Annotated in this window: 16 protein-coding genes; all 16 read left to right on the forward strand. The window is 71.0% G+C overall.

Translation table 11 applies throughout. The features are described 5' to 3' along the window. Positions 1–222 precede the first annotated feature (222 nt). The 16 genes from rsmH (at position 223) to DEP02_RS07525 (ending at position 18428) form a co-directional block, all read left to right on the forward strand. The gene (rsmH, locus tag DEP02_RS07450) at positions 223–1227 is read left to right on the forward strand and encodes a 16S rRNA (cytosine(1402)-N(4))-methyltransferase RsmH (protein ID WP_112466550.1); all 1005 of its coding nucleotides are present in this window, start codon (positions 223–225) and stop codon (positions 1225–1227) included. Positions 1228–1240: 13 nt separating this feature from the next. Beyond that, on the forward strand, positions 1241–1759 hold the full coding sequence (ftsL, locus tag DEP02_RS07455) for a cell division protein FtsL (RefSeq protein WP_112466551.1): 519 nt from the start codon (positions 1241–1243) through the stop codon (positions 1757–1759). Between the two features lie 280 nt (positions 1760–2039). Beyond that, on the forward strand, positions 2040–3977 hold the full coding sequence (locus DEP02_RS07460) for a peptidoglycan D,D-transpeptidase FtsI family protein (RefSeq protein ID WP_269809351.1): 1938 nt from the start codon (positions 2040–2042) through the stop codon (positions 3975–3977). A gap of 95 nt (positions 3978–4072) precedes the next feature. Then, positions 4073–5728 carry a UDP-N-acetylmuramoyl-L-alanyl-D-glutamate--2,6-diaminopimelate ligase gene (locus tag DEP02_RS07465; protein WP_198668333.1) on the forward strand — a complete coding sequence of 552 codons (1656 nt, stop codon included), beginning with the start codon at positions 4073–4075 and terminating at the stop codon, positions 5726–5728. Positions 5729–5755: 27 nt separating this feature from the next. Beyond that, complete coding sequence (locus DEP02_RS07470) at positions 5756–7171, forward strand: UDP-N-acetylmuramoyl-tripeptide--D-alanyl-D-alanine ligase (protein ID WP_112466553.1); 1416 nt, start codon at positions 5756–5758, stop codon at positions 7169–7171. Further along, positions 7171–8241, forward strand: coding sequence for a phospho-N-acetylmuramoyl-pentapeptide-transferase (mraY, locus tag DEP02_RS07475; RefSeq protein WP_112466573.1), 1071 nt, complete (start codon positions 7171–7173; stop codon positions 8239–8241). The genes DEP02_RS07470 and mraY overlap by 1 nt, the downstream gene beginning before the upstream one ends. Further along, entirely contained in the window at positions 8223–9701 is a 1479-nt protein-coding gene (murD, locus tag DEP02_RS07480) for a UDP-N-acetylmuramoyl-L-alanine--D-glutamate ligase (RefSeq protein WP_112466554.1), read from the forward strand. The genes mraY and murD overlap by 19 nt, the downstream gene beginning before the upstream one ends. A gap of 96 nt (positions 9702–9797) precedes the next feature. After that, on the forward strand, positions 9798–11180 hold the full coding sequence (gene ftsW, locus DEP02_RS07485; protein ID WP_112466555.1) for a putative lipid II flippase FtsW: 1383 nt from the start codon (positions 9798–9800) through the stop codon (positions 11178–11180). Positions 11181–11186: 6 nt separating this feature from the next. Next, positions 11187–12275: an undecaprenyldiphospho-muramoylpentapeptide beta-N-acetylglucosaminyltransferase gene (murG, locus tag DEP02_RS07490; RefSeq protein ID WP_112466556.1), complete on the forward strand. Its 1089-nt coding sequence runs from the start codon at positions 11187–11189 to the stop codon at positions 12273–12275. A gap of 28 nt (positions 12276–12303) precedes the next feature. Continuing rightward, positions 12304–13098, forward strand: coding sequence for a cell division protein FtsQ/DivIB (locus DEP02_RS07495; protein WP_112466557.1), 795 nt, complete (start codon positions 12304–12306; stop codon positions 13096–13098). Positions 13099–13376: 278 nt separating this feature from the next. Further along, positions 13377–14597 (forward strand): cell division protein FtsZ, encoded by a 1221-nt coding sequence (gene ftsZ / locus DEP02_RS07500; protein WP_112466558.1) that lies wholly within the window; start codon positions 13377–13379, stop codon positions 14595–14597. Further along, positions 14594–15325, forward strand: a complete 732-nt coding sequence (pgeF, locus tag DEP02_RS07505; protein ID WP_112466559.1) for a peptidoglycan editing factor PgeF — start codon at positions 14594–14596, stop codon at positions 15323–15325. The genes ftsZ and pgeF overlap by 4 nt, the downstream gene beginning before the upstream one ends. A gap of 17 nt (positions 15326–15342) precedes the next feature. Next, positions 15343–16074 carry a YggS family pyridoxal phosphate-dependent enzyme gene (locus DEP02_RS07510; protein ID WP_112466575.1) on the forward strand — a complete coding sequence of 244 codons (732 nt, stop codon included), beginning with the start codon at positions 15343–15345 and terminating at the stop codon, positions 16072–16074. A 128-nt stretch (positions 16075–16202) separates the two neighbouring features. Beyond that, on the forward strand, positions 16203–16844 hold the full coding sequence (locus tag DEP02_RS07515) for a cell division protein SepF (protein WP_112466574.1): 642 nt from the start codon (positions 16203–16205) through the stop codon (positions 16842–16844). Between the two features lie 62 nt (positions 16845–16906). Further along, a complete protein-coding gene (locus DEP02_RS07520) occupies positions 16907–17197 on the forward strand; it encodes a YggT family protein (protein ID WP_112466560.1) in 291 nt (96 codons plus the stop codon). Positions 17198–17249: 52 nt separating this feature from the next. Continuing rightward, positions 17250–18428: a DivIVA domain-containing protein gene (locus tag DEP02_RS07525; protein WP_112466561.1), complete on the forward strand. Its 1179-nt coding sequence runs from the start codon at positions 17250–17252 to the stop codon at positions 18426–18428. Positions 18429–18484 lie beyond the last annotated feature (56 nt).

The raw sequence follows: 18484 nt of genomic DNA on the forward strand, positions 1-18484 counted from the left end.
TGGCGCGAAGCGGGAGGCGTGGCCCTCCCTGCTGAACTGCATTTCCCAAGGCCCCGGCCTGAGCACCGGCGGCCCGACACGTGCGCGGCGCGTACGTACGGCTCGGCCTCCTCCCGCTTCCGGCCGGCCGACGCTTCCGGCGCCGGCAGGCTTCTCGTACCTGAGCGGCGGGGGACCCGGCGGTGCGTGCGGGACGCGCCGGACCTGAGAGGGCCCCGAAAGATGAATGGGCGCGAAGCGCCTCCGCAGAAGAGTGGCGGCGGGCGACGGGAGGGCAACAGCCGACATGTTCCCGTGATGCTCCAGCGGTGCCTGGACCTGCTGGCGCCCGCACTTCAGGGGCCGGGAGCGGTGGTCGTCGACTGCACCCTCGGCCTCGGCGGGCACAGCGAGGCGTTGCTCACCCGCTTCCCCGAGGCACGGCTCGTGGCCCTGGACCGGGACAAGGAGGCGCTGCGGCTGTCCGGTGAGCGGCTGGCCCCCTTCGGCGAGCGGGCCACCCTGGTGCACGCCGTCTACGACGAGCTGCCCGGCGTGCTCGACCGGCTGGGCATCGCGCGCGTGCGGGGCGTCCTGTTCGACCTCGGCGTCTCCTCCATGCAGCTCGACGAGGCCGAACGCGGCTTCGCCTACGCCCAGGACGCCCCCCTGGACATGCGCATGGACCAGAGCACCGGCATCAGCGCCGCCGAGGTCCTCAACACCTACCCGGCCGGTGAACTGGTCCGCATCCTGCGGGTGTACGGCGAGGAGAAGCAGGCCAAGCGGATCGTGGCCGCGATCGTGCGCGAGCGTGAGAAGGCGCCGTTCACCAACAGTGCCCGGTTGGTGGAGCTCATCCGTGACGCGTTGCCACAGGCCGTCAAGCGCACCGGTGGCAACCCGGCCAAGCGCACGTTCCAGGCGCTGCGCATCGAGGTCAACGGCGAACTCGCCGTCCTGGAACGGGCGATCCCGGCCGCGGTGAAGACGCTCGCGGTCGGCGGTCGGATCGCCGTACTGTCGTACCACTCGCTCGAAGACCGTCTGGTCAAGCAGGTGTTGGCGGCCGGCGCCGCGTCGAGTGCGCCCCCCGGGCTCCCGGTCGTACCCGAGCGTTACCAGCCCCGGCTCAAGCTGCTCACGCGCGGTGCCGAACTTCCCACCGAGGAGGAGATCGCCGAGAACCGGCGGGCGGCACCGGCCCGGCTGCGCGGCGCCGAGCGCATCAGGGAGGACGTCGAGTGAGGCAGGGGGACAGTTGAGCAGGAAACCCGAACTGAGGGGGCGTGCCGCCCGGCTCGCCCGGCTCTTCCCGGCGAACCGCAGCCAGGCCGCCCGCACGCCCTTCGTCCTCCTCGTCGTGCTCCTGCTCGGTGGGGGCCTCATCGGGCTGCTGATGCTGAACTCCGCGCTCAGCGAAGGCGCGTTCCAGCGGGAGGGCCTGCGGAAGGACACCAAGAACCTCACCGACGAGGAACAGGCCCTGCAGCGGGACATCGACGCCTACTCCGCCCCGGACGCCCTCCAGCGCCGCGCCCGGGAACTCGGCATGGTCCCCGGCGGCGACCCCGCCTTCCTGGCCCCCGACGGCACGGTGAAGGGCGCCCCCTCACCCGCCCCCGAACAGTCCCCCTACACCGACGTACCGGCAGCGCTGCTCCCACCCGAGCCCCTCACCACCACGCCGTACCCCACGCCCGGCACCCCCACGGACACCACACCACCCACCACCGCGACCACGCTCCACCCCTCCACGTCCCCGACCTCCGGCAGGTGACGGAAGTGTCCGACAGGAAGACTCCGCGGTGTCGTGTGCGTGGTCCCGCCGGGGCCGCCTGCCCCATCCCCGGTGCCGGCCCGGTCGTGCTCCGGCGGGTGACGCCCTCGGGCCTGGGGCGGGTGGCGGAGGTGTCCGGCGGGCGGGCGCCGTGCTGCCGTGCGGCCGGTCCCGCCGGGGCCGTCTGCCTCGGTGTCCGTCCGGTTCGCCGCCTGGTCGCGGGCGCTGACTCGGCCGCCTCCCAGCCCTCCACGTCCCCGACTCCCGGCAGGTGACGGAAGTGTCCGACAGGAAGACCCCGCGTCGTCGTGTGCCCGGGCCTGCCAAGGCCGCCCGGGCGGGTGGTCGGCAGCGGGCCGGGGGCGGTGGGGCGGTTCGGCGGCCGGCGGACGGGCGGATCCGGCTGGGCAGTCCTCGGCCGCGGCTGCGACTGGTCGGGTTCGCGCTGACCCTGGTGCTGCTCGTCTTCGCCGTGCGGCTGCTGCAGGTGCAGGCCGTCGACGCGAGCGCGTACGCCGCCAAGGCCGACGAGAACCGGTACGTCGTGCACACGCTGGCCGCCGAGCGGGGCGGCATCACCGACCGCAACGGCGTCGCACTGGCGACCAGCGTGGACGCCGACGACATCACCGCCGACCCCACGATGTTCACCCGCGACCAGCTGGAGATCGGCGACGGGCCCGAGCAGGCGGCCGCCCTCCTCGCCCCGATCCTCGGCCAGGACCAGGCCGCGATCGCCAGGAAGCTCCGTACCCCGAACACCCGGTACGTGCTGCTCGCCCGCCGCCAGACCCCCCAGGTCTGGAAGCAGATCAAGGACCTGAAGACCGCGCTCGCGAAGAAGGCGCAGGCGGACCGGACCAAGACCACCGTCAATGTCCTGGCCGGTGTCTTCTCCGACCCCAGCAGCAAGCGCGTGTACCCCAACGGCGACCTCGCCGCCGGGATACTGGGCTGGGTCAACGCCGAGGGCAAGGGCGGCGGCGGCCTCGAGCAGCAGCTGAACGAGCAGCTGGCCGGCAAACCGGGCAAGACCCGCTACGCCCAGTCCGGCGGCCGCGAGGTGCCCACCGCCGGCTCCACCGAGACGCCCGCGGTGCCCGGCTCCGACGTGGAACTCACCATCGACCGCGACATCCAGTGGGCCGCCCAGAACGCCATCACCGAGCAGGTGGAGAAGTCCGGGGCGGACCGCGGCTACGTCATCGTGCAGGACACCCGCACCGGCGAGATCCTCGCGATGGCCAACTCGCCCGGCTTCGACCCGGGCGACCTGTCCCACGCCGACCCCGCCGCCCTCGGCAACGCCGCCGTCCAGGACGCCTTCGAGCCCGGCTCCACCGCCAAGGTCATGTCCGTGGCCGCCGTACTGGAGGAGAAGGCGGCCACACCGCTCACCCACGTCGTCGTACCCAACCGGCTGCACCGCGGCGACCGGCTCTTCCAGGACGACATCGACCACGAGACCTGGTACCTCACGCTGAACGGCGTGCTCGCCAAGTCCAGCAACATCGGCACCATCCTGGCCACCGGCCAGCTCGGGAAGACCCAGCCGGAGGCCAACAAGGTCCTCCACTCCTACCTGCGCAAGTTCGGCATCGGCGAACCGACCGGGCTCGGCTTCCCCGGCGAGACCAGGGGCATCCTCGCCCCGGCCGACAAGTGGTCCACCTCGCAGCAGTACACGATCCCTTTCGGCCAGGGCGTCTCCATCAACGCTCTGCAGGCCGCGTCCGTCTACTCGACCATCGCCAACGGCGGGGTCCGCGTCCAGCCGACCCTGGTGCGCGGCACCAAGGACGCCGACGGTCGCTTCACACCGGCCCCCGAGCCCGCGAAGACGCGGGTCGTGAGCGAGAGGACGGCCAGGGAACTCGCGCAGATGCTGGAGTCCGTGGTGGACGACGAGCAGGGCACCGGCGTCAAGGCGCGCATCCCCGGCTACCGCGTCGCGGGCAAGACCGGTACGGCCAACCGCGTGGATCCGGACACCGGCAGATACCGCGGCTACACGTCCTCCTTCGCCGGCTTCGCCCCCGCCGACAACCCCCGTGTCACCGTCTATTGCGCGATCCAGAACGCCACCAAGGGCAGCTACTTCGGCGGCCAGATCTGCGGCCCGATCTACCAGCAGGTCATGGCGTTCGCGCTGAAGACGCTCCAGGTGCCGCCGACCGGGGCCAAGCCCGCGAACCTGCCCGTCGAATTCAAGCCGTGACCGGCCCCCACCGCTCCCGCACACCCTCCACGCGCGCTCTTCACGCCCTTCATCACCCGAATCATCACCCGAACGGAACAACCAGGAACCAGCCCGTGACAACGATCACCCCAGGCCCCGGCGACAGCCCCCCGTCCCGGCCCTCACTTCGCTCCGAGGCAGGTACGCCGGGTACGCTCACGGCCGTGCCACACGCTGATCAGTCCCAGACCACCGAGAAGGGCGCTTCCGTGACGTATCCGGGACCGCCGAGACCGGCCCGGGTCTCCGCCACCCCCCTCGCGGAGCTCGCCGGTCAGCTGGGGGTCACCGCCCCGGACGGCCCGGCCGAGATCACGGGCATCACCCATGACTCGCGCGCAGTGCGCCCCGGCGACCTGTACGCCGCCCTGCCCGGCGCCCGCGCGCACGGCGCCGACTTCGTCACCCAGGCGGCGAGCCTGGGCGCGTCCGCCGTGCTCACCGACCCGTCCGGCGCCGAGCGCGCCGCCGCCACCGGCCTGCCGGTCCTGGCCGTGGACGACCCGCGCGGGCGGATGGGCGAGCTGGCGGCCACGATCTACGGCCGGCCGGGCCGCGACCTGCTCCAGATCGGCATCACCGGCACCTCCGGCAAGACCACCACCGCCTACCTCGTCGAGGGCGGCCTGAAGACCGTGAAGTCCACCGGACTGATCGGCACGGTCGAGATGCGCATCGGCGAGGAACGCGTCAAGTCCGAGCGCACCACCCCCGAAGCCACCGACCTCCAGGCCCTGTTCGCGGTCATGCGCGAGCGCGGTGTCGAGGCGGTCGCCATGGAGGTCTCCAGCCACGCCCTGGTGCTCGGCCGGGTCGACGGCTGCGTCTTCGACGTCGCCGTCTTCACCAACCTCAGCCCGGAGCACATGGAGTTCCACTCCGACATGGAGGACTACTTCCGGGCCAAGGCACAGCTGTTCACCCCCGAGCGCAGCCGGCTCGGCGTGATCAATCACGACGACGAGTACGGGCGCCGGCTCGCCAAGGAGGCCGGCGTCCCGGTCGTCACCTTCTCGGCCGAGGGCCACCCGGACGCCGACTGGCGCGCCGAGGACGTCCAGGTCGGCCCGGTCGACTCCACGTTCACCGTGATCGGCCCCGAGGGCCGGCGGATCGCCGCCCGCTCGCCGCTGCCGGGCCCCTTCAACGTGGCCAACACCCTCGCCGCCGTCGTCGCCCTGGCCGCCGCGGGCCTGGACGCGCAGGCCGCCGCCGACGGCGTCGCCGCCGTACCGGGCGTGCCGGGCCGCCTGGAGCGCGTGGACGCCGGGCAGCCGTACCTCGCGGTCGTCGACTACGCGCACAAGACGGACGCCGTCGAGTCGGTCCTCAGGGCCCTGCGCAAGGTCACCAAAGGCCGGGTGCACCTCGTGCTCGGCTGCGGCGGGGACCGCGACCGGACCAAGCGCGCGCCGATGGGCGCCGCCGCGGCCCGGCTCGCCGACACCGCCGTACTGACCTCCGACAACCCCCGCTCCGAGGACCCCCTCGCCATCCTCGCCACCATGCTCGAGGGCGCCGCCTCGGTACCCGCGCACGAGCGCGGCGAGGTGCTCCTGTTCGAGGACCGGGCCGCCGCCATCGCCGCCGCCGTCGGCCGGGCCCGGTCCGGCGACACCGTGCTGGTCGCGGGCAAGGGCCACGAGCAGGGCCAGGACATCGCCGGAGTGGTCCGTCCCTTCGACGACCGCCAGGTGCTTCGCGAAGCCATCCAGAACACCCAGGGATGAACATCCAGAAGACCAGGGGATGAACTTGTGATCGCCCTCTCCCTCGCCGAGATCGCAGAAGTCGTCGGCGGGCAGACGCACGACATACCGGATCCATCCGTGGAAGTCACCGGACCCGTCGTCCGGGACTCCCGCGAGGCGGTGCCCGGCAGCCTCTTCGTCGCCTTCGTCGGCGAGCGCGTGGACGGCCACGACTTCGCCGCCGCCGTCGTCGAGGCGGGCGCGGCCGCCGTACTGGCCTCCCGGCCCGTCGGCGTGCCCGCGATCGTGGTCGAGGACGTGCAGACCGCCCTCGGCGCCCTCGCCCGCCATGTGGTGCGTCGGCTCGGCGCGACCCTCGTGGCGCTGACCGGTTCCGCCGGCAAGACCAGCACCAAGGACCTCATCGCCCAGGTGCTCCGGCGCAAGGCGCCGACCGTGTTCACGCCCGGCTCGCTCAACAACGAGATCGGGCTGCCGCTGACCGCGCTGAGCGCCACCGAGGAGACGAGGTTCCTCGTGCTGGAGATGGGCGCCCGCGGCATCGGCCACATCCGCCACCTCACCGAGCTGACCCCGCCGAAGGTGGGAGTCGTGCTCAACGTCGGCAGCGCCCACATCGGCGAGTTCGGCGGCCGCGAGCAGATCGCCCGGGCGAAGGGCGAGCTGGTGGAGAGCCTGCCCCCCGCCGAGGAGGGCGGCGCCGCGATCCTCAACGCCGACGACCCCTTGGTACGGGCCATGGCCTCCCGTACGAAGGCGAAGGTGATCCTTTTCGGAGAGTCCGGCGAAGCGGACGTACGCGCCGAGAACGTGAGACTCACGGACAGCGGACAGCCCGCCTTCAGGCTTCACACACCCTCCGGTGCATGTGATGTGACCATGCGCCTGTACGGTGAGCACCACGTGTCGAACGCGCTCGCCGCGGCCGCCGTCGCCCATGAGTTGGGCATGTCCGCGGAAGAGATCGCCACCGCGCTCTCCGAGGCGGGCTCCCTCTCCCGCTGGCGGATGGAGGTCACCGAGCGCCCGGACGGCGTGACCGTCGTCAACGACGCCTACAACGCCAACCCGGAGTCCATGCGGGCCGCCCTGCGCGCGCTCGTGGCGATGGGCCGGGGACGGCGGACCTGGGCGGTGCTCGGCAAGATGGCCGAGCTCGGGGACGAGGCGCTCGCCGAGCACGACGCGGTCGGACGGCTCGCCGTCCGGCTCAACGTCAGCAAGCTCGTCGCGGTCGGGGGCAGGGAAGCGTCCTGGCTGCAACTGGGCGCATACAACGAGGGTTCGTGGGGTGAGGAGTCGGTGCACGTGTCCGACGCACAGGCGGCGATCGACCTGTTGCGCAGCGAGTTGCGTCCGGGGGACGTCGTGCTCGTGAAGGCGTCCCGTTCGGTCGGTCTGGAGGGCGTCGCCCAGGCGCTGCTCGAGACCGGCACCGAGGGTGAGGTTGCCGCCCGATGATGAAGCAGATCCTGTTCGCGGGTGTCATTGGCCTCTTCCTGACCCTGATCGGCACCCCGCTGCTGATCAAGCTCCTGGCCCGCAAGGGCTACGGCCAGTACATCCGCGACGACGGCCCGCGCGAGCACGCCAGCAAGCGCGGTACGCCGACCATGGGCGGCATCGCCTTCATCCTGGCGACGGTCGCCGCCTACTTCCTGTCCAAGGTGATCACCGGCTACCCCCCGACCTACTCGGGTCTGCTGGTGCTGGGCCTGATGGTCGGCATGGGCCTGGTCGGCTTCCTCGACGACTACATCAAGATCGTCAAGCGCCGTTCGCTGGGTCTGCGCGCCAAGGCGAAGATGGCCGGCCAGCTGATCGTCGGCATCGCCTTCGCGGTGCTCGCGCTGCAGTTCGCGGACAACCGCGGCAACACCCCCGCCTCCACGAAGCTGTCGTTCATCACCGACTTCGGCTGGACCATCGGCCCGGTGCTGTTCGTGGTCTGGGCGCTGTTCATGATCCTCGCGATGTCGAACGGCGTGAACCTCACCGACGGTCTGGACGGTCTGGCCACCGGCGCCTCCGTGCTCGTCTTCGGCGCCTACACGTTCATCGGCGTCTGGCAGTTCCAGGAGTCCTGCGCCAACGCGCAGACTCTGACCAACCCTGGCGCCTGCTACGAGGTGCGCGATCCGCTCGACCTCGCGGTCGTGTCCTCCGCGCTGATGGGCGCCTGCCTCGGCTTCCTGTGGTGGAACACCTCGCCCGCCAAGGTCTTCATGGGCGACACCGGCTCGCTCGCGCTCGGCGGTGTGCTCGCGGGCCTGGCGATCTGCTCGCGCACCGAACTGCTGCTCGCGCTGCTGGGCGGCCTGTTCGTCCTCATCACCATGTCGGTGGTCATCCAGGTCGGCTCCTTCCGGCTCACCGGCAAGCGCGTCTTCAGAATGGCGCCACTCCAGCACCACTTCGAACTCAAGGGCTGGTCCGAAGTGCTCATCGTGGTCCGTTTCTGGATCATTCAGGGCATCTGTGTCATTGTCGGACTCGGTATCTTCTACGCGGGATGGGCAGCGGACAAGTGACCGACTGGCAGGGGAAGAACGTCACCGTCGCCGGACTGGGCGTCTCCGGGGTCCCGGCGGCCAAGGTCCTGCACGGCCTCGGCGCGAAGGTCACCGTCGTGAACGACGGCGACGACGAGCGGGCCCGGGCGCAGGCGGCCGAGCTGGAGGCGCTGGGCGTCACCGTGCGCCTCGGTGACGGCGACTCCCTGCCCGACGGCACCGAGCTGATCGTCACCGCGCCCGGCTGGAAGCCGGACAAGCCGCTGTTCCTCGCCGCCGAGCGGGCCGGCGTCCCCGTCTGGGGCGACGTCGAACTCGCCTGGCGGCTGCGCGGCCCCGACGCCCCGCCGTGGCTCGCCGTCACCGGCACCAACGGCAAGACCACGACCGTGCAGATGCTCGCCTCCATCCTGAAGGCGGCGGGCCTGCGCACGGCGGCCGTCGGCAACATCGGCGTCTCGCTCCTCGACGCGGTCCTCGACGAGGAGCGGTGCGGCGACCTCGATGTACTCGCCGTCGAACTCTCCAGCTACCAGCTGCACTGGGTGCCCTCCCTGCGCGCCCACTCCGCCGCCGTCCTCAACCTCGCCCCGGACCACCTCGACTGGCACGGCTCCATGGAGGCCTACGCCGCCGACAAGGGCCGTATCTACGAGGGCAACCGCGTCGCCTGCGTCTACAACGCCGCCGACAGGGCCACCGAGGACCTGGTGCGCGAGGCGGACGTCGAGGAGGGCTGCCGGGCCATCGGCTTCACCCTCGGCACGCCCGGCCCCTCCCAACTCGGTGTGGTGGACGGCATCCTGGTCGACCGCGCCTTCGTCGAGAACCGGCAGCACAACGCCCAGGAACTGGCCGAGGTCTCCGACATCAGCCCACCCGTCGCCCACCACCACCCTTCCAAGGAAGGCGCTTCGCGCCCCCATTTTGTTGCCCCGCACAACATCGCCAACGCCCTTGCCGCGGCGGCCCTCGCCCGCGCCTACGGCGTGCCGGCGAAGGCGGTCCGGGACGGCCTGCGGGCCTTCACCCCCGACGCCCACCGCATCGCGCACGTGGCCGACGTGGACGGCGTGGCCTACATCGACGACTCCAAGGCCACCAACACCCACGCGGCGGAAGCCTCGTTGGCGTCGTATGAGTCGATCGTATGGATCGCGGGCGGTCTGGCGAAGGGCGCGACCTTCGACGAGCTGGTCACGGGAGCGGCGAAGCGGCTGCGAGGCGCCGTCCTCATCGGTGCCGACCGCGCCCTGATCCGCGACGCCCTCGCGCGACACGCCCCGGAAGTACCCGTCGTCGACCTCGACCGGACCGACACTGGGGCGATGCTCCAGGCCGTCCAGGAGGCGCGGCGGCTCGCACGGCCCGGCGACACGGTACTGCTGGCCCCGGCCTGCGCCTCCATGGACATGTTCGCCAACTACAACAGGCGCGGCGAGGCGTTCGCGGAGGCCGTGTCCGAACTCGGCGCCTGACCCCGGCCGCCTGCGCTGCCGGGCGACCTCGGGAGGGAGGCGTGGGACCCGTGAGCCGAGCCGGACTTGCGCGGCCGACGTACAGCGGAGGCTCAGATGCCCGGTAGCCCCGGCAGCCGTACCGGCCGCCCGCCCGCGCAGCGGACCGTCGAGCGGCCCGTCGCAGCACGGCCGGCGCGCGAGAACTCCCTGCGGAACCTGATCGTCCGCGCGCGCAGGGCCTGGGACCGGCCACTCACCGCCTACTACCTGATTCTCGGCGGCAGTCTGCTGATCACCGTGCTGGGTCTGGTGATGGTCTACTCGGCCTCCCAGATCACCGCGCTGCAGATGGCGCTGCCGGGCTCGTACTTCTTCCGCAAGCAGCTGCTCGCCGCCGCGATCGGCACCGGGCTGCTGCTGGCCGCCGCCCGGATGCCGGTCAAGCTGCACCGGGCGCTGGCCTACCCGATCCTGGCCGGCGCGGTGTCCCTGATGGCACTGGTGCAGGTGCCGGGGATAGGGATGGCGGTCAACGGCAACCAGAACTGGATCTCGCTGGGCGGCTCCTTCCAGATCCAGCCCAGCGAGATCGGCAAGCTGGCCCTGGTGCTGTGGGGCGCCGACCTGATCGCGCGCAAGGAGGACAAGCGGCTGCTGAGCCAGTGGAAGCACATGCTGGTGCCGCTCGTCCCGGTCGCCTTCATGCTGCTCGGCCTGATCATGCTGGGCGGTGACATGGGTACGGCGATCATCCTCACCGCGATCCTGTTCGGCCTGCTGTGGCTGGCGGGCGCGCCCACCCGGCTGTTCGTGGGCGTGCTGTCGTTCGCCGCCGTGATCGGCGCCATCCTGATCCGGACCAGCCCCAATCGGCTCGACCGGTTCGCCTGCGTCGGCTCCACCGACGTGGACAAGTGCTGGCAGGCGGTGCACGGCATCTACGCCCTCGCCTCCGGCGGGCTGTTCGGTTCCGGGCTCGGTGCCAGCGTGGAGAAATGGGGCCAACTCCCCGAGGCCCACACCGACTTCATCTTCGCCGTCACCGGCGAGGAACTGGGCCTGGCGGGCACGCTGTCCGTGCTCGCCCTGTTCGCGGCTCTAGGCTATGCGGGCATCCGCGTGGCCGGACGCACGGAGGACCCCTTCGTGAGGTACGCCGCGGGAGGCGTGACCACCTGGATCACCGCTCAGGCAGTGATCAACATCGGTGCGGTGCTCGGTCTGCTGCCGATCGCCGGCGTCCCGCTCCCGCTGTTCTCCTACGGAGGTTCCGCCCTGCTGCCGACCATGTTCGCCATCGGGCTGCTGATCGCCTTCGCACGCGACGAGCCCGCTGCGCGGGCGGCGCTTGCCATGCGGCAGCCTCGCTTTGGTAGAAAGCGGGCAGGAGGCTTGGCGTCCGGCCGGAAACCCGACCGCGCATCCGGTCGCGAGCCTCGGAGATGGAACACGATGCGACGGCGTGCCTCGGCGGCGCGTCCGTCCGGAGAGCGGTGAATTTCGGTGCATGTCGTACTCGCCGGCGGAGGTACCGCGGGCCACATCGAGCCCGCGCTCGCCCTCGCGGACGCCCTGCGCAGGCAGGACCCGACCGTGGGGATCACGGCCCTGGGCACGGAGCGCGGCCTGGAGACCCGGCTCGTGCCCGAGCGGGGCTACGAGCTCGCGCTGATCCCGGCGGTGCCGCTGCCGCGCAAGCCCACCCCCGAGCTGATCACCGTCCCGGGCCGGCTGCGCGGCACGATCAAGGCGGCCGAGCAGGTCCTGGAGCGCACCAAGGCCGACGCCGTGGTCGGCTTCGGCGGCTATGTCGCCCTGCCCGCCTACCTGGCCGCCAAGCGGCTCGGCGTGCCCATCGTCATCCACGAGGCCAACGCCCGCCCGGGCCTGGCCAACAAGATCGGCTCGCGCTACGCCGCCCAGGTCGCCGTCTCCACCCCCGACAGCAAGCTGCGGGACGCCCGCTACATCGGCATCCCGCTGCGCCGTTCCATCGCCACCCTGGACCGGGCGGCCGTGCGCCCCGAGGCCCGCGCGGCGTTCGGGCTCGACCCCAACCTGCCCACGCTGCTGGTCTCCGGCGGCTCGCAGGGCGCCCGCCGGCTCAACGAGGTCGTCCAGCAGGTCGCGCCCCGGCTCCAGCAGGCGGGCATCCAGATCCTGCACGCGGTCGGACCGAAGAACGAACTGCCGCAGGTGCAGCAGATGCCGGGAATGCCCCCCTACATCCCGGTAAGTTACCTTGATCGTATGGACCTCGCGTACGCCGCGGCCGATGTGATGCTCTGCCGCGCCGGCGCGATGACCGTCGCCGAACTCTCCGCCGTCGGGCTCCCGGCCGTCTACGTCCCGCTGCCCATCGGCAACGGCGAACAGCGGCTGAACGCCCAGCCGGTGGTCAAGGCCGGCGGCGGACTGCTGGTCGACGACGCGGAACTCACCCCGGAGTGGGTGCAGCAGAACGTCCTGCCCGTGCTCGCCGATCCGCACCGGCTGTACCAGATGTCCCGCGCCGCCAGTGAGTTCGGCCGCCGGGACGCCGACGAGCTGCTCGTCGGCATGGTGTACGAGGCGATCGCCTCGCGCCGTTAGGACCGTATGCACGAAAGGGCTTGAGAGCGTGGCCGGACCGACTGCCGCCGAACGCGGTGAACGCCAACAGGAGTCGGCCGGCCCGCCTCCGAGCCGCCGGCTCGGGCGGATGCGCCCTCGTACGATCGTCATTCTTTCGCTGACCGTGCTGCTCCTCAACGCCGGTTCGCTGTGGATGCTGTACGGCTCCGAGCGGACGCACGTGAAGCGCGTGTCCGTCTCCGGGGCACGGGTCCTGACGCCGGAGGAGGTGCGCGCCGTCGCGAAGGTGCGGCTGGGAAGCCCGTTGGTTTCCGTCGACACCGACAGGGTCGCGGCCCGGCTGCGCCGTGAATTGCCTCGAATTGACTCGGTCGACGTCGAGCGTTCATGGCCCGACGGAATCGAGCTGAAAGTGGTCGAGCGCACTCCGGTCATGGTGGAGGAAAAGGGCGGAAAGTTCGTCGAAGTGGACCGTGACGGTGTCCGGTTCGCCACGGTTTCCCAGGCGCCGAAAGGCGTACCCGTCCTGGAATTGTCGCTTTCCCGGTCGAGCTCGGCGGCGGCGAGCCTGCGGCGGTTCGGCGAGAGCCGGCTCGTGCGCGAGGCGGTCACGGTCGCCGGGCAGATTCCCGCCGCGGTCGCACGTGAGACGCGGGTCGTCAAGGTCCGCACCTATGACGACATCTCGCTGGAGTTGAGCGATGGGCGCACCGTCGCCTGGGGCAGCAGCGCGAACGGCCGCCTGAAGGTCCGCGCGCTCACCGCGCTGATGAAAGCGGCGCCGGAAGCGCGCCACTTCGACGTCAGGGTTCCCACCGCCCCGGCATCAACAGGGAGTTGACGGGCATCCGTGCAGGCCAGCACCCTGGTTGGGCAGCGCTGTGCCTGATCACATAGGGTGAAAAGAAAAACGGGAGGTTCGGCGTGTTCGTTGAACGGGCGCCACTTGTCGACTTAGTGTCCTGTTCCGAAGACTTCAGGGAACAGACACACTGGTAACCCTAAACTTCAGGGTTAGGGTTCGGGTCGGCGTTCGGACCGTCCCATTCGGCATCAGTCGTCGGTTCGCGGCAAGGCCGCGAGGCGGCGACACGTAACTCGAGGCGAGAGGCCTTCGACGTGGCAGCACCGCAGAACTACCTCGCAGTCATCAAGGTCATCGGTGTCGGCGGCGGTGGTGTCAATGCCATCAACCGGATGATCGAGGTCGGTCTCAAGGGCGTCGAGTTCATCGCCATCAACACCGACGCGCAGGCACTGTTGATGAGCGACGCCGACGTCAAGCTCGACGTCGGCCGCGAACTCACCCGCGGACTCGGCGCCGGAGCCAACCCGGCCGTCGGCCGCAAGGCCGCCGAGGACCACCGCGAGGAGATCGAGGAGGTCCTCAAGGGGGCCGACATGGTCTTCGTGACGGCCGGTGAAGGCGGCGGCACCGGCACCGGCGGCGCGCCCGTCGTGGCCAACATCGCACGCTCGCTCGGTGCCCTCACCATCGGCGTGGTCACGCGCCCGTTCACCTTCGAGGGACGGCGCCGCGCCAACCAGGCCGAGGACGGCATCGCGGAGCTCCGCGAAGAGGTCGACACCCTCATCGTCATCCCCAACGACCGGCTGCTGTCCATCTCGGACCGCCAGGTCAGCGTGCTCGACGCGTTCAAGTCCGCGGACCAGGTGCTGCTGTCCGGTGTGCAGGGCATCACCGACCTGATCACCACCCCCGGCCTGATCAACCTGGACTTCGCCGATGTGAAGTCGGTCATGTCCGAGGCCGGTTCGGCCCTGATGGGCATCGGCTCCGCCCGCGGCGACGACCGTGCGGTGGCCGCCGCCGAGATGGCGATCTCCTCGCCGCTGCTGGAGGCCTCCATCGACGGCGCCCGGGGCGTGCTGCTGTCCATCTCCGGCGGCAGCGACCTCGGCCTGTTCGAGATCAACGAGGCCGCCCAGCTGGTCAGCGAGGCCGCGCACCCCGAGGCCAACATCATCTTCGGCGCGGTCATCGACGACGCCCTCGGCGACGAGGTCCGGGTCACCGTGATCGCGGCCGGGTTCGACGGCGGCCAGCCGCCGGCCCGCCGGGACAACGTCCTCGGCTCGGCCTCCTCCTCTTCCCCGGCCCCGGCCCGCCGCGAGGAGCCGGCCCCGGTACGGCAGCCGGAGAGCCGCCCGACCTTCGGCTCGCTGGGCAGCGTGACGCCGAAGGAGAACCCGGAGCCCGTCGCCCCGGAGCCGGTGCACGACCTGCCGCCCGCCGCCCCGCCGGTCACGCCGTCGCCGCGGCCCACCTACACGGACAGCGCGGCCGAGGAACTGGACGTACCGGACTTCCTCAAGTGATAGGACAGCACGGCACCGTGAACGGCGCGCACTTCGCCTTCACCGACCGGTGGGGCGGGGTGAGCGCCGTTCCGTACGAGGAGCTCAACCTCGGCGGCGCGGTGGGCGACGAGCCCGACGCCGTACGCACCAACCGGGAACTGGCCGCGGGGTCCCTCGGACTCGACCCGGCCCGGGTGGTCTGGATGAACCAGGTGCACGGCGCGGACGTGGCGGTGGTGGACGGTCCGTGGCCGGCCACCGCCGGCATCCCGTCCGTCGACGCGATCGTGACCGGGCAGCGGGGTCTCGCCCTCGCCGTGCTGACCGCCGACTGCGTGCCGGTGCTGCTGGCCGACCCGGTGGCCGGGGTGGTCGCCGCGGTCCATGCCGGACGGCCCGGCATGGTGGCCGGGGTGGTCCCCGCCGCCGTACGCGCCATGGCCGGACACGGCGCCGAACCGGCCCGGATCGTCGCCCGCACCGGACCCTCCGTGTGCGGTCGCTGCTACGAGGTGCCCGAGGCGATGCGCGCGGAGGTGGCCGCCGTCGAGCCGGCGGCGCACGCCGAGACGAGTTGGGGCACTCCGGCCGTCGACGTGAGCGCCGGGGTGCACGCGCAACTGGAACGCCTCGGGGTGCACGACCGGCAGCAGTCGCCGGTGTGCACCCGGGAATCGGGGGACCACTTCTCGTACCGCCGCGACCGCACCACCGGTCGGCTCGCGGGCTATGTATGGCTGGACTGATGGGGCACGACGGACGCATGACGGACCACAGGGACGACCGTAGGGACGAACTCGCCGCGAATCTGGCGAAGGTGGAGCGGCGCATCGCCGCGGCGTGCGCTGCCGCGGGCCGGCCGCGCGAGGAGGTGACCCTCGTCGTGGTCACCAAGACCTACCCGGCCGCGGACGTGCGGATCCTGTCGGAACTCGGTGTGCGTCATGTGGCCGAGAACCGGGACCAGGAGGCGGCGCCCAAGGCCGCCGAGTGTGCGGATCTGCCGCTCACTTGGCATTTTGTTGGTCAACTTCAGACCAACAAGGTGCGATCCGTGGTCGGTTATGCCGATATCGTGCAGTCCGTCGATCGTTCCCGGCTGATCACGGCGCTGTCGAGGGAGGCCGTACGGGCGGGGCGCGAGCTGGGCTGCCTCATCCAGGTCGCGCTGGACGCGGGAGAGGGCGGACGGGGGGAGCGGGGAGGCGTGGCGCCGGGCGGAGTCGAGGAGTTGGCCGACCTCGTCGCCCGGTCCGAGGGGCTGCGGCTCGACGGGCTGATGACCGTCGCCCCGCTGACCGGCGAGTACGCCGGCCGTCAACAGGCGGCGTTCGAGCGGCTCATGGATTTGTCGACCGACCTGCGCGGTGCCCATCCGGCTGCCACCATGGTCTCGGCAGGGATGAGCGGGGACCTCGAGCAGGCCGTGGCGGCCGGGGCGACACATGTACGCGTCGGTACCGCGGTACTCGGAGTCCGCCCCAGGCTCGGGTAACGTCGCCAAGAAGTCGGACCACAGCAGAAAATATGGTCAATACCGCCGAAATAAGGCGCAACGACCTCGTGGATCGCGGGCACTTGGCGGTCGTCAGCGGATCCACCACAGAGCGGAGGACTCAGAGCATGGCCGGCGCGATGCGCAAGATGGCGGTCTACCTCGGCCTCGTGGAGGACGATGGGTACGACGGCCGGGGATTCGACCCCGATGACGACTTCGAGCCCGAGCTGGACCCGGAGCCCGAGCGGGACCGCCGACGGCACGAGCCGTCGCACCAGTCACATGGAACACACCAGCCTCAAAGGGATGAACCGGTGCGAGTGGTGCAGCCTCCGGCGCCGCGCGAACCGCTGTCCCCCTCCGCTTCGCTCCCGGCGGAATCCGGGCGTCCGGCGCGCATCGCGCCCGTGGCATCCATCACACAAGAACGCGCGAGCCTGGAGAAGAACGCACCGGTGATCATGCCCAAGGTCGTGTCGGAACGTGAGCCGTACCGGATCACCACACTTCACCCCCGGACGTACAACGAGGCCCGTACCATCGGAGAACACTTCCGTGAGGGCACTCCGGTGATCATGAATCTGACTGAGATGGATGACACAGACGCGAAGCGACTTGTCGACTTTGCGGCTGGTTTGGTGTTTGGTCTTCACGGCAGTATCGAGCGGGTGACGCAGAAGGTGTTCCTCTTGTCGCCTGCTAACGTCGATGTCACGGCGGAGGACAAGGCCCGCATCGCAGAGGGCGGGTTCTTCAACCAGAGCTGAGACGCACTACCGCAACACTGGCAAGAACTGGTACGGAAACAGGGGAGAGGGAAGCACCGATCATGGGTGTGTTTCTGGATGTGATCCACATCGCGTTGATGGTGTTCCTCATCGTGCTCATCTTCCGGCTGGTCATGGACTATGTGTTCCAGTTCGCCCGCTCGTGGCAACCCGGCAAGGCGATGGTGGTCGTTCTGGAGGCCACCTACACTGTCACCGATCCACCACTGAAGCTTCTGCGGCGGTTCATCCCGCCGTTGCGTCTCGGGGGCGTGGCGCTAGACCTGTCCTTCTTCGTTCTGATGATCATCGTCTATATCCTCATCTCCGTCGTGGGGGGCCTGCCGAGGTGACTGTGGACGATACGGTCTTGCCGACTGCCGATGACTACGTTGAGGTGAAGAGATGCCGTTGACCCCCGAGGACGTGCGGAACAAGCAGTTCACGACCGTCCGCCTCCGTGAAGGCTATGACGAGGACGAGGTCGATGCCTTCCTCGACGAGGTCGAGGCCGAGCTGACCCGCCTGCTCCGCGAGAACGAGGACCTGCGCGCCAAACTGGCCGCGGCCACGCGTGCCGCTGCCCAGAACCAGCAGAACATGCGCAAGCCTCCGGAGGACCAGCAGCATCCGCAGCACCCGCAGCAGCAGGGCATGCGAGGGCCGGGCGCTCCGGTGCCCGCCGGGATATCGGGCCCACCGCAGCAGCAGATGGGCGGCCCCATGGGCGGTCCGCCCCAGCTGCCGAGCGGTGCCCCGCAGCTGCCCGCCGGCCCGGGCGGTCAGGGTCCCCAGGGCCCCGGCCCGATGGGTCAGGGTCCCGGCCCGATGGGTCAGGGTCCCGGTCCGATGGGTGGCCCGGGCCCGATGCAGGGTCAGGGTCCCGGTCCGATGGGTGGCCCCGGTCCGATGCAGGGCATGGGTCCCGGTCCGATGGGCGGCCCCGGTCCCATGGGCGGTCCCGGCCCGATGGGTCAGGGCCCCGGTGGCGACAGCGCCGCGCGCGTTCTGTCGCTGGCTCAGCAGACCGCCGACCAGGCGATCGCCGAGGCGCGTTCCGAGGCCAACAAGATCGTGGGCGAGGCCCGTTCGCGGGCTGAGGGGCTGGAGCGTGACGCCCGGGCCAAGGCCGACGCGCTGGAGCGGGACGCGCAGGAGAAGCACCGTGTGGCGATGGGCTCCCTGGAGTCCGCTCGCGCCACGCTGGAGCGCAAGGTCGAGGACCTGCGGGGCTTCGAGCGCGAGTACCGTACGCGGCTGAAGTCGTACCTGGAGTCCCAGCTGCGTCAGCTGGAGACCCAGTCCGACGACTCGCTGGCCCCGCCGCGGACTCCGGCGGCCGCGTCGCTGCCGCCGTCCCCGACGCCCTCCATGGCCCCGGCCGGCGCGAGCGCCCCGTCCTACGGCGGCAACCAGCCGATGGGCGGCGGGCCGAGCCCGTCCGGGCCGTCCTACGCCGGGCAGCAGCAGATGACTCCGGCGATGACCCAGCCGATGGCGCCGGTGCGTCCGCAGGGGCCGTCGCCGATGGGGCAGGCGCCCTCGCCGATGCGGGGTTTCCTGATCGACGAGGACGACAACTGAGCGGCCCGTAACGGGTTCTGTGTGACGAGGTAGGCATCGGCAGCCTGTGCGAACGG

This window comes from Streptomyces triticisoli, from assembly GCF_003270085.1.
Lineage (GTDB): Bacteria > Actinomycetota > Actinomycetes > Streptomycetales > Streptomycetaceae > Streptomyces > Streptomyces triticisoli.

What these genes read in the sequence shown, in the direction of transcription:
- rsmH (WP_112466550.1), top strand. Translation starts at nt 223, where the DNA reads ATGAATGGGCGCGAAGCGCCTCCGCAGAAGAGTGGCGGCGGGCGACGG.
- mraY (WP_112466573.1), top strand. Translation starts at nt 7,171, where the DNA reads ATGAAGCAGATCCTGTTCGCGGGTGTCATTGGCCTCTTCCTGACCCTG.
- murD (WP_112466554.1), top strand. Translation starts at nt 8,223, where the DNA reads ATGGGCAGCGGACAAGTGACCGACTGGCAGGGGAAGAACGTCACCGTC.
- ftsW (WP_112466555.1), top strand. Translation starts at nt 9,798, where the DNA reads ATGCCCGGTAGCCCCGGCAGCCGTACCGGCCGCCCGCCCGCGCAGCGG.
- DEP02_RS07510 (WP_112466575.1), top strand. Translation starts at nt 15,343, where the DNA reads ATGACGGACCACAGGGACGACCGTAGGGACGAACTCGCCGCGAATCTG.
- DEP02_RS07515 (WP_112466574.1), top strand. Translation starts at nt 16,203, where the DNA reads ATGGCCGGCGCGATGCGCAAGATGGCGGTCTACCTCGGCCTCGTGGAG.
- DEP02_RS07520 (WP_112466560.1), top strand. Translation starts at nt 16,907, where the DNA reads ATGGGTGTGTTTCTGGATGTGATCCACATCGCGTTGATGGTGTTCCTC.
- DEP02_RS07525 (WP_112466561.1), top strand. Translation starts at nt 17,250, where the DNA reads ATGCCGTTGACCCCCGAGGACGTGCGGAACAAGCAGTTCACGACCGTC.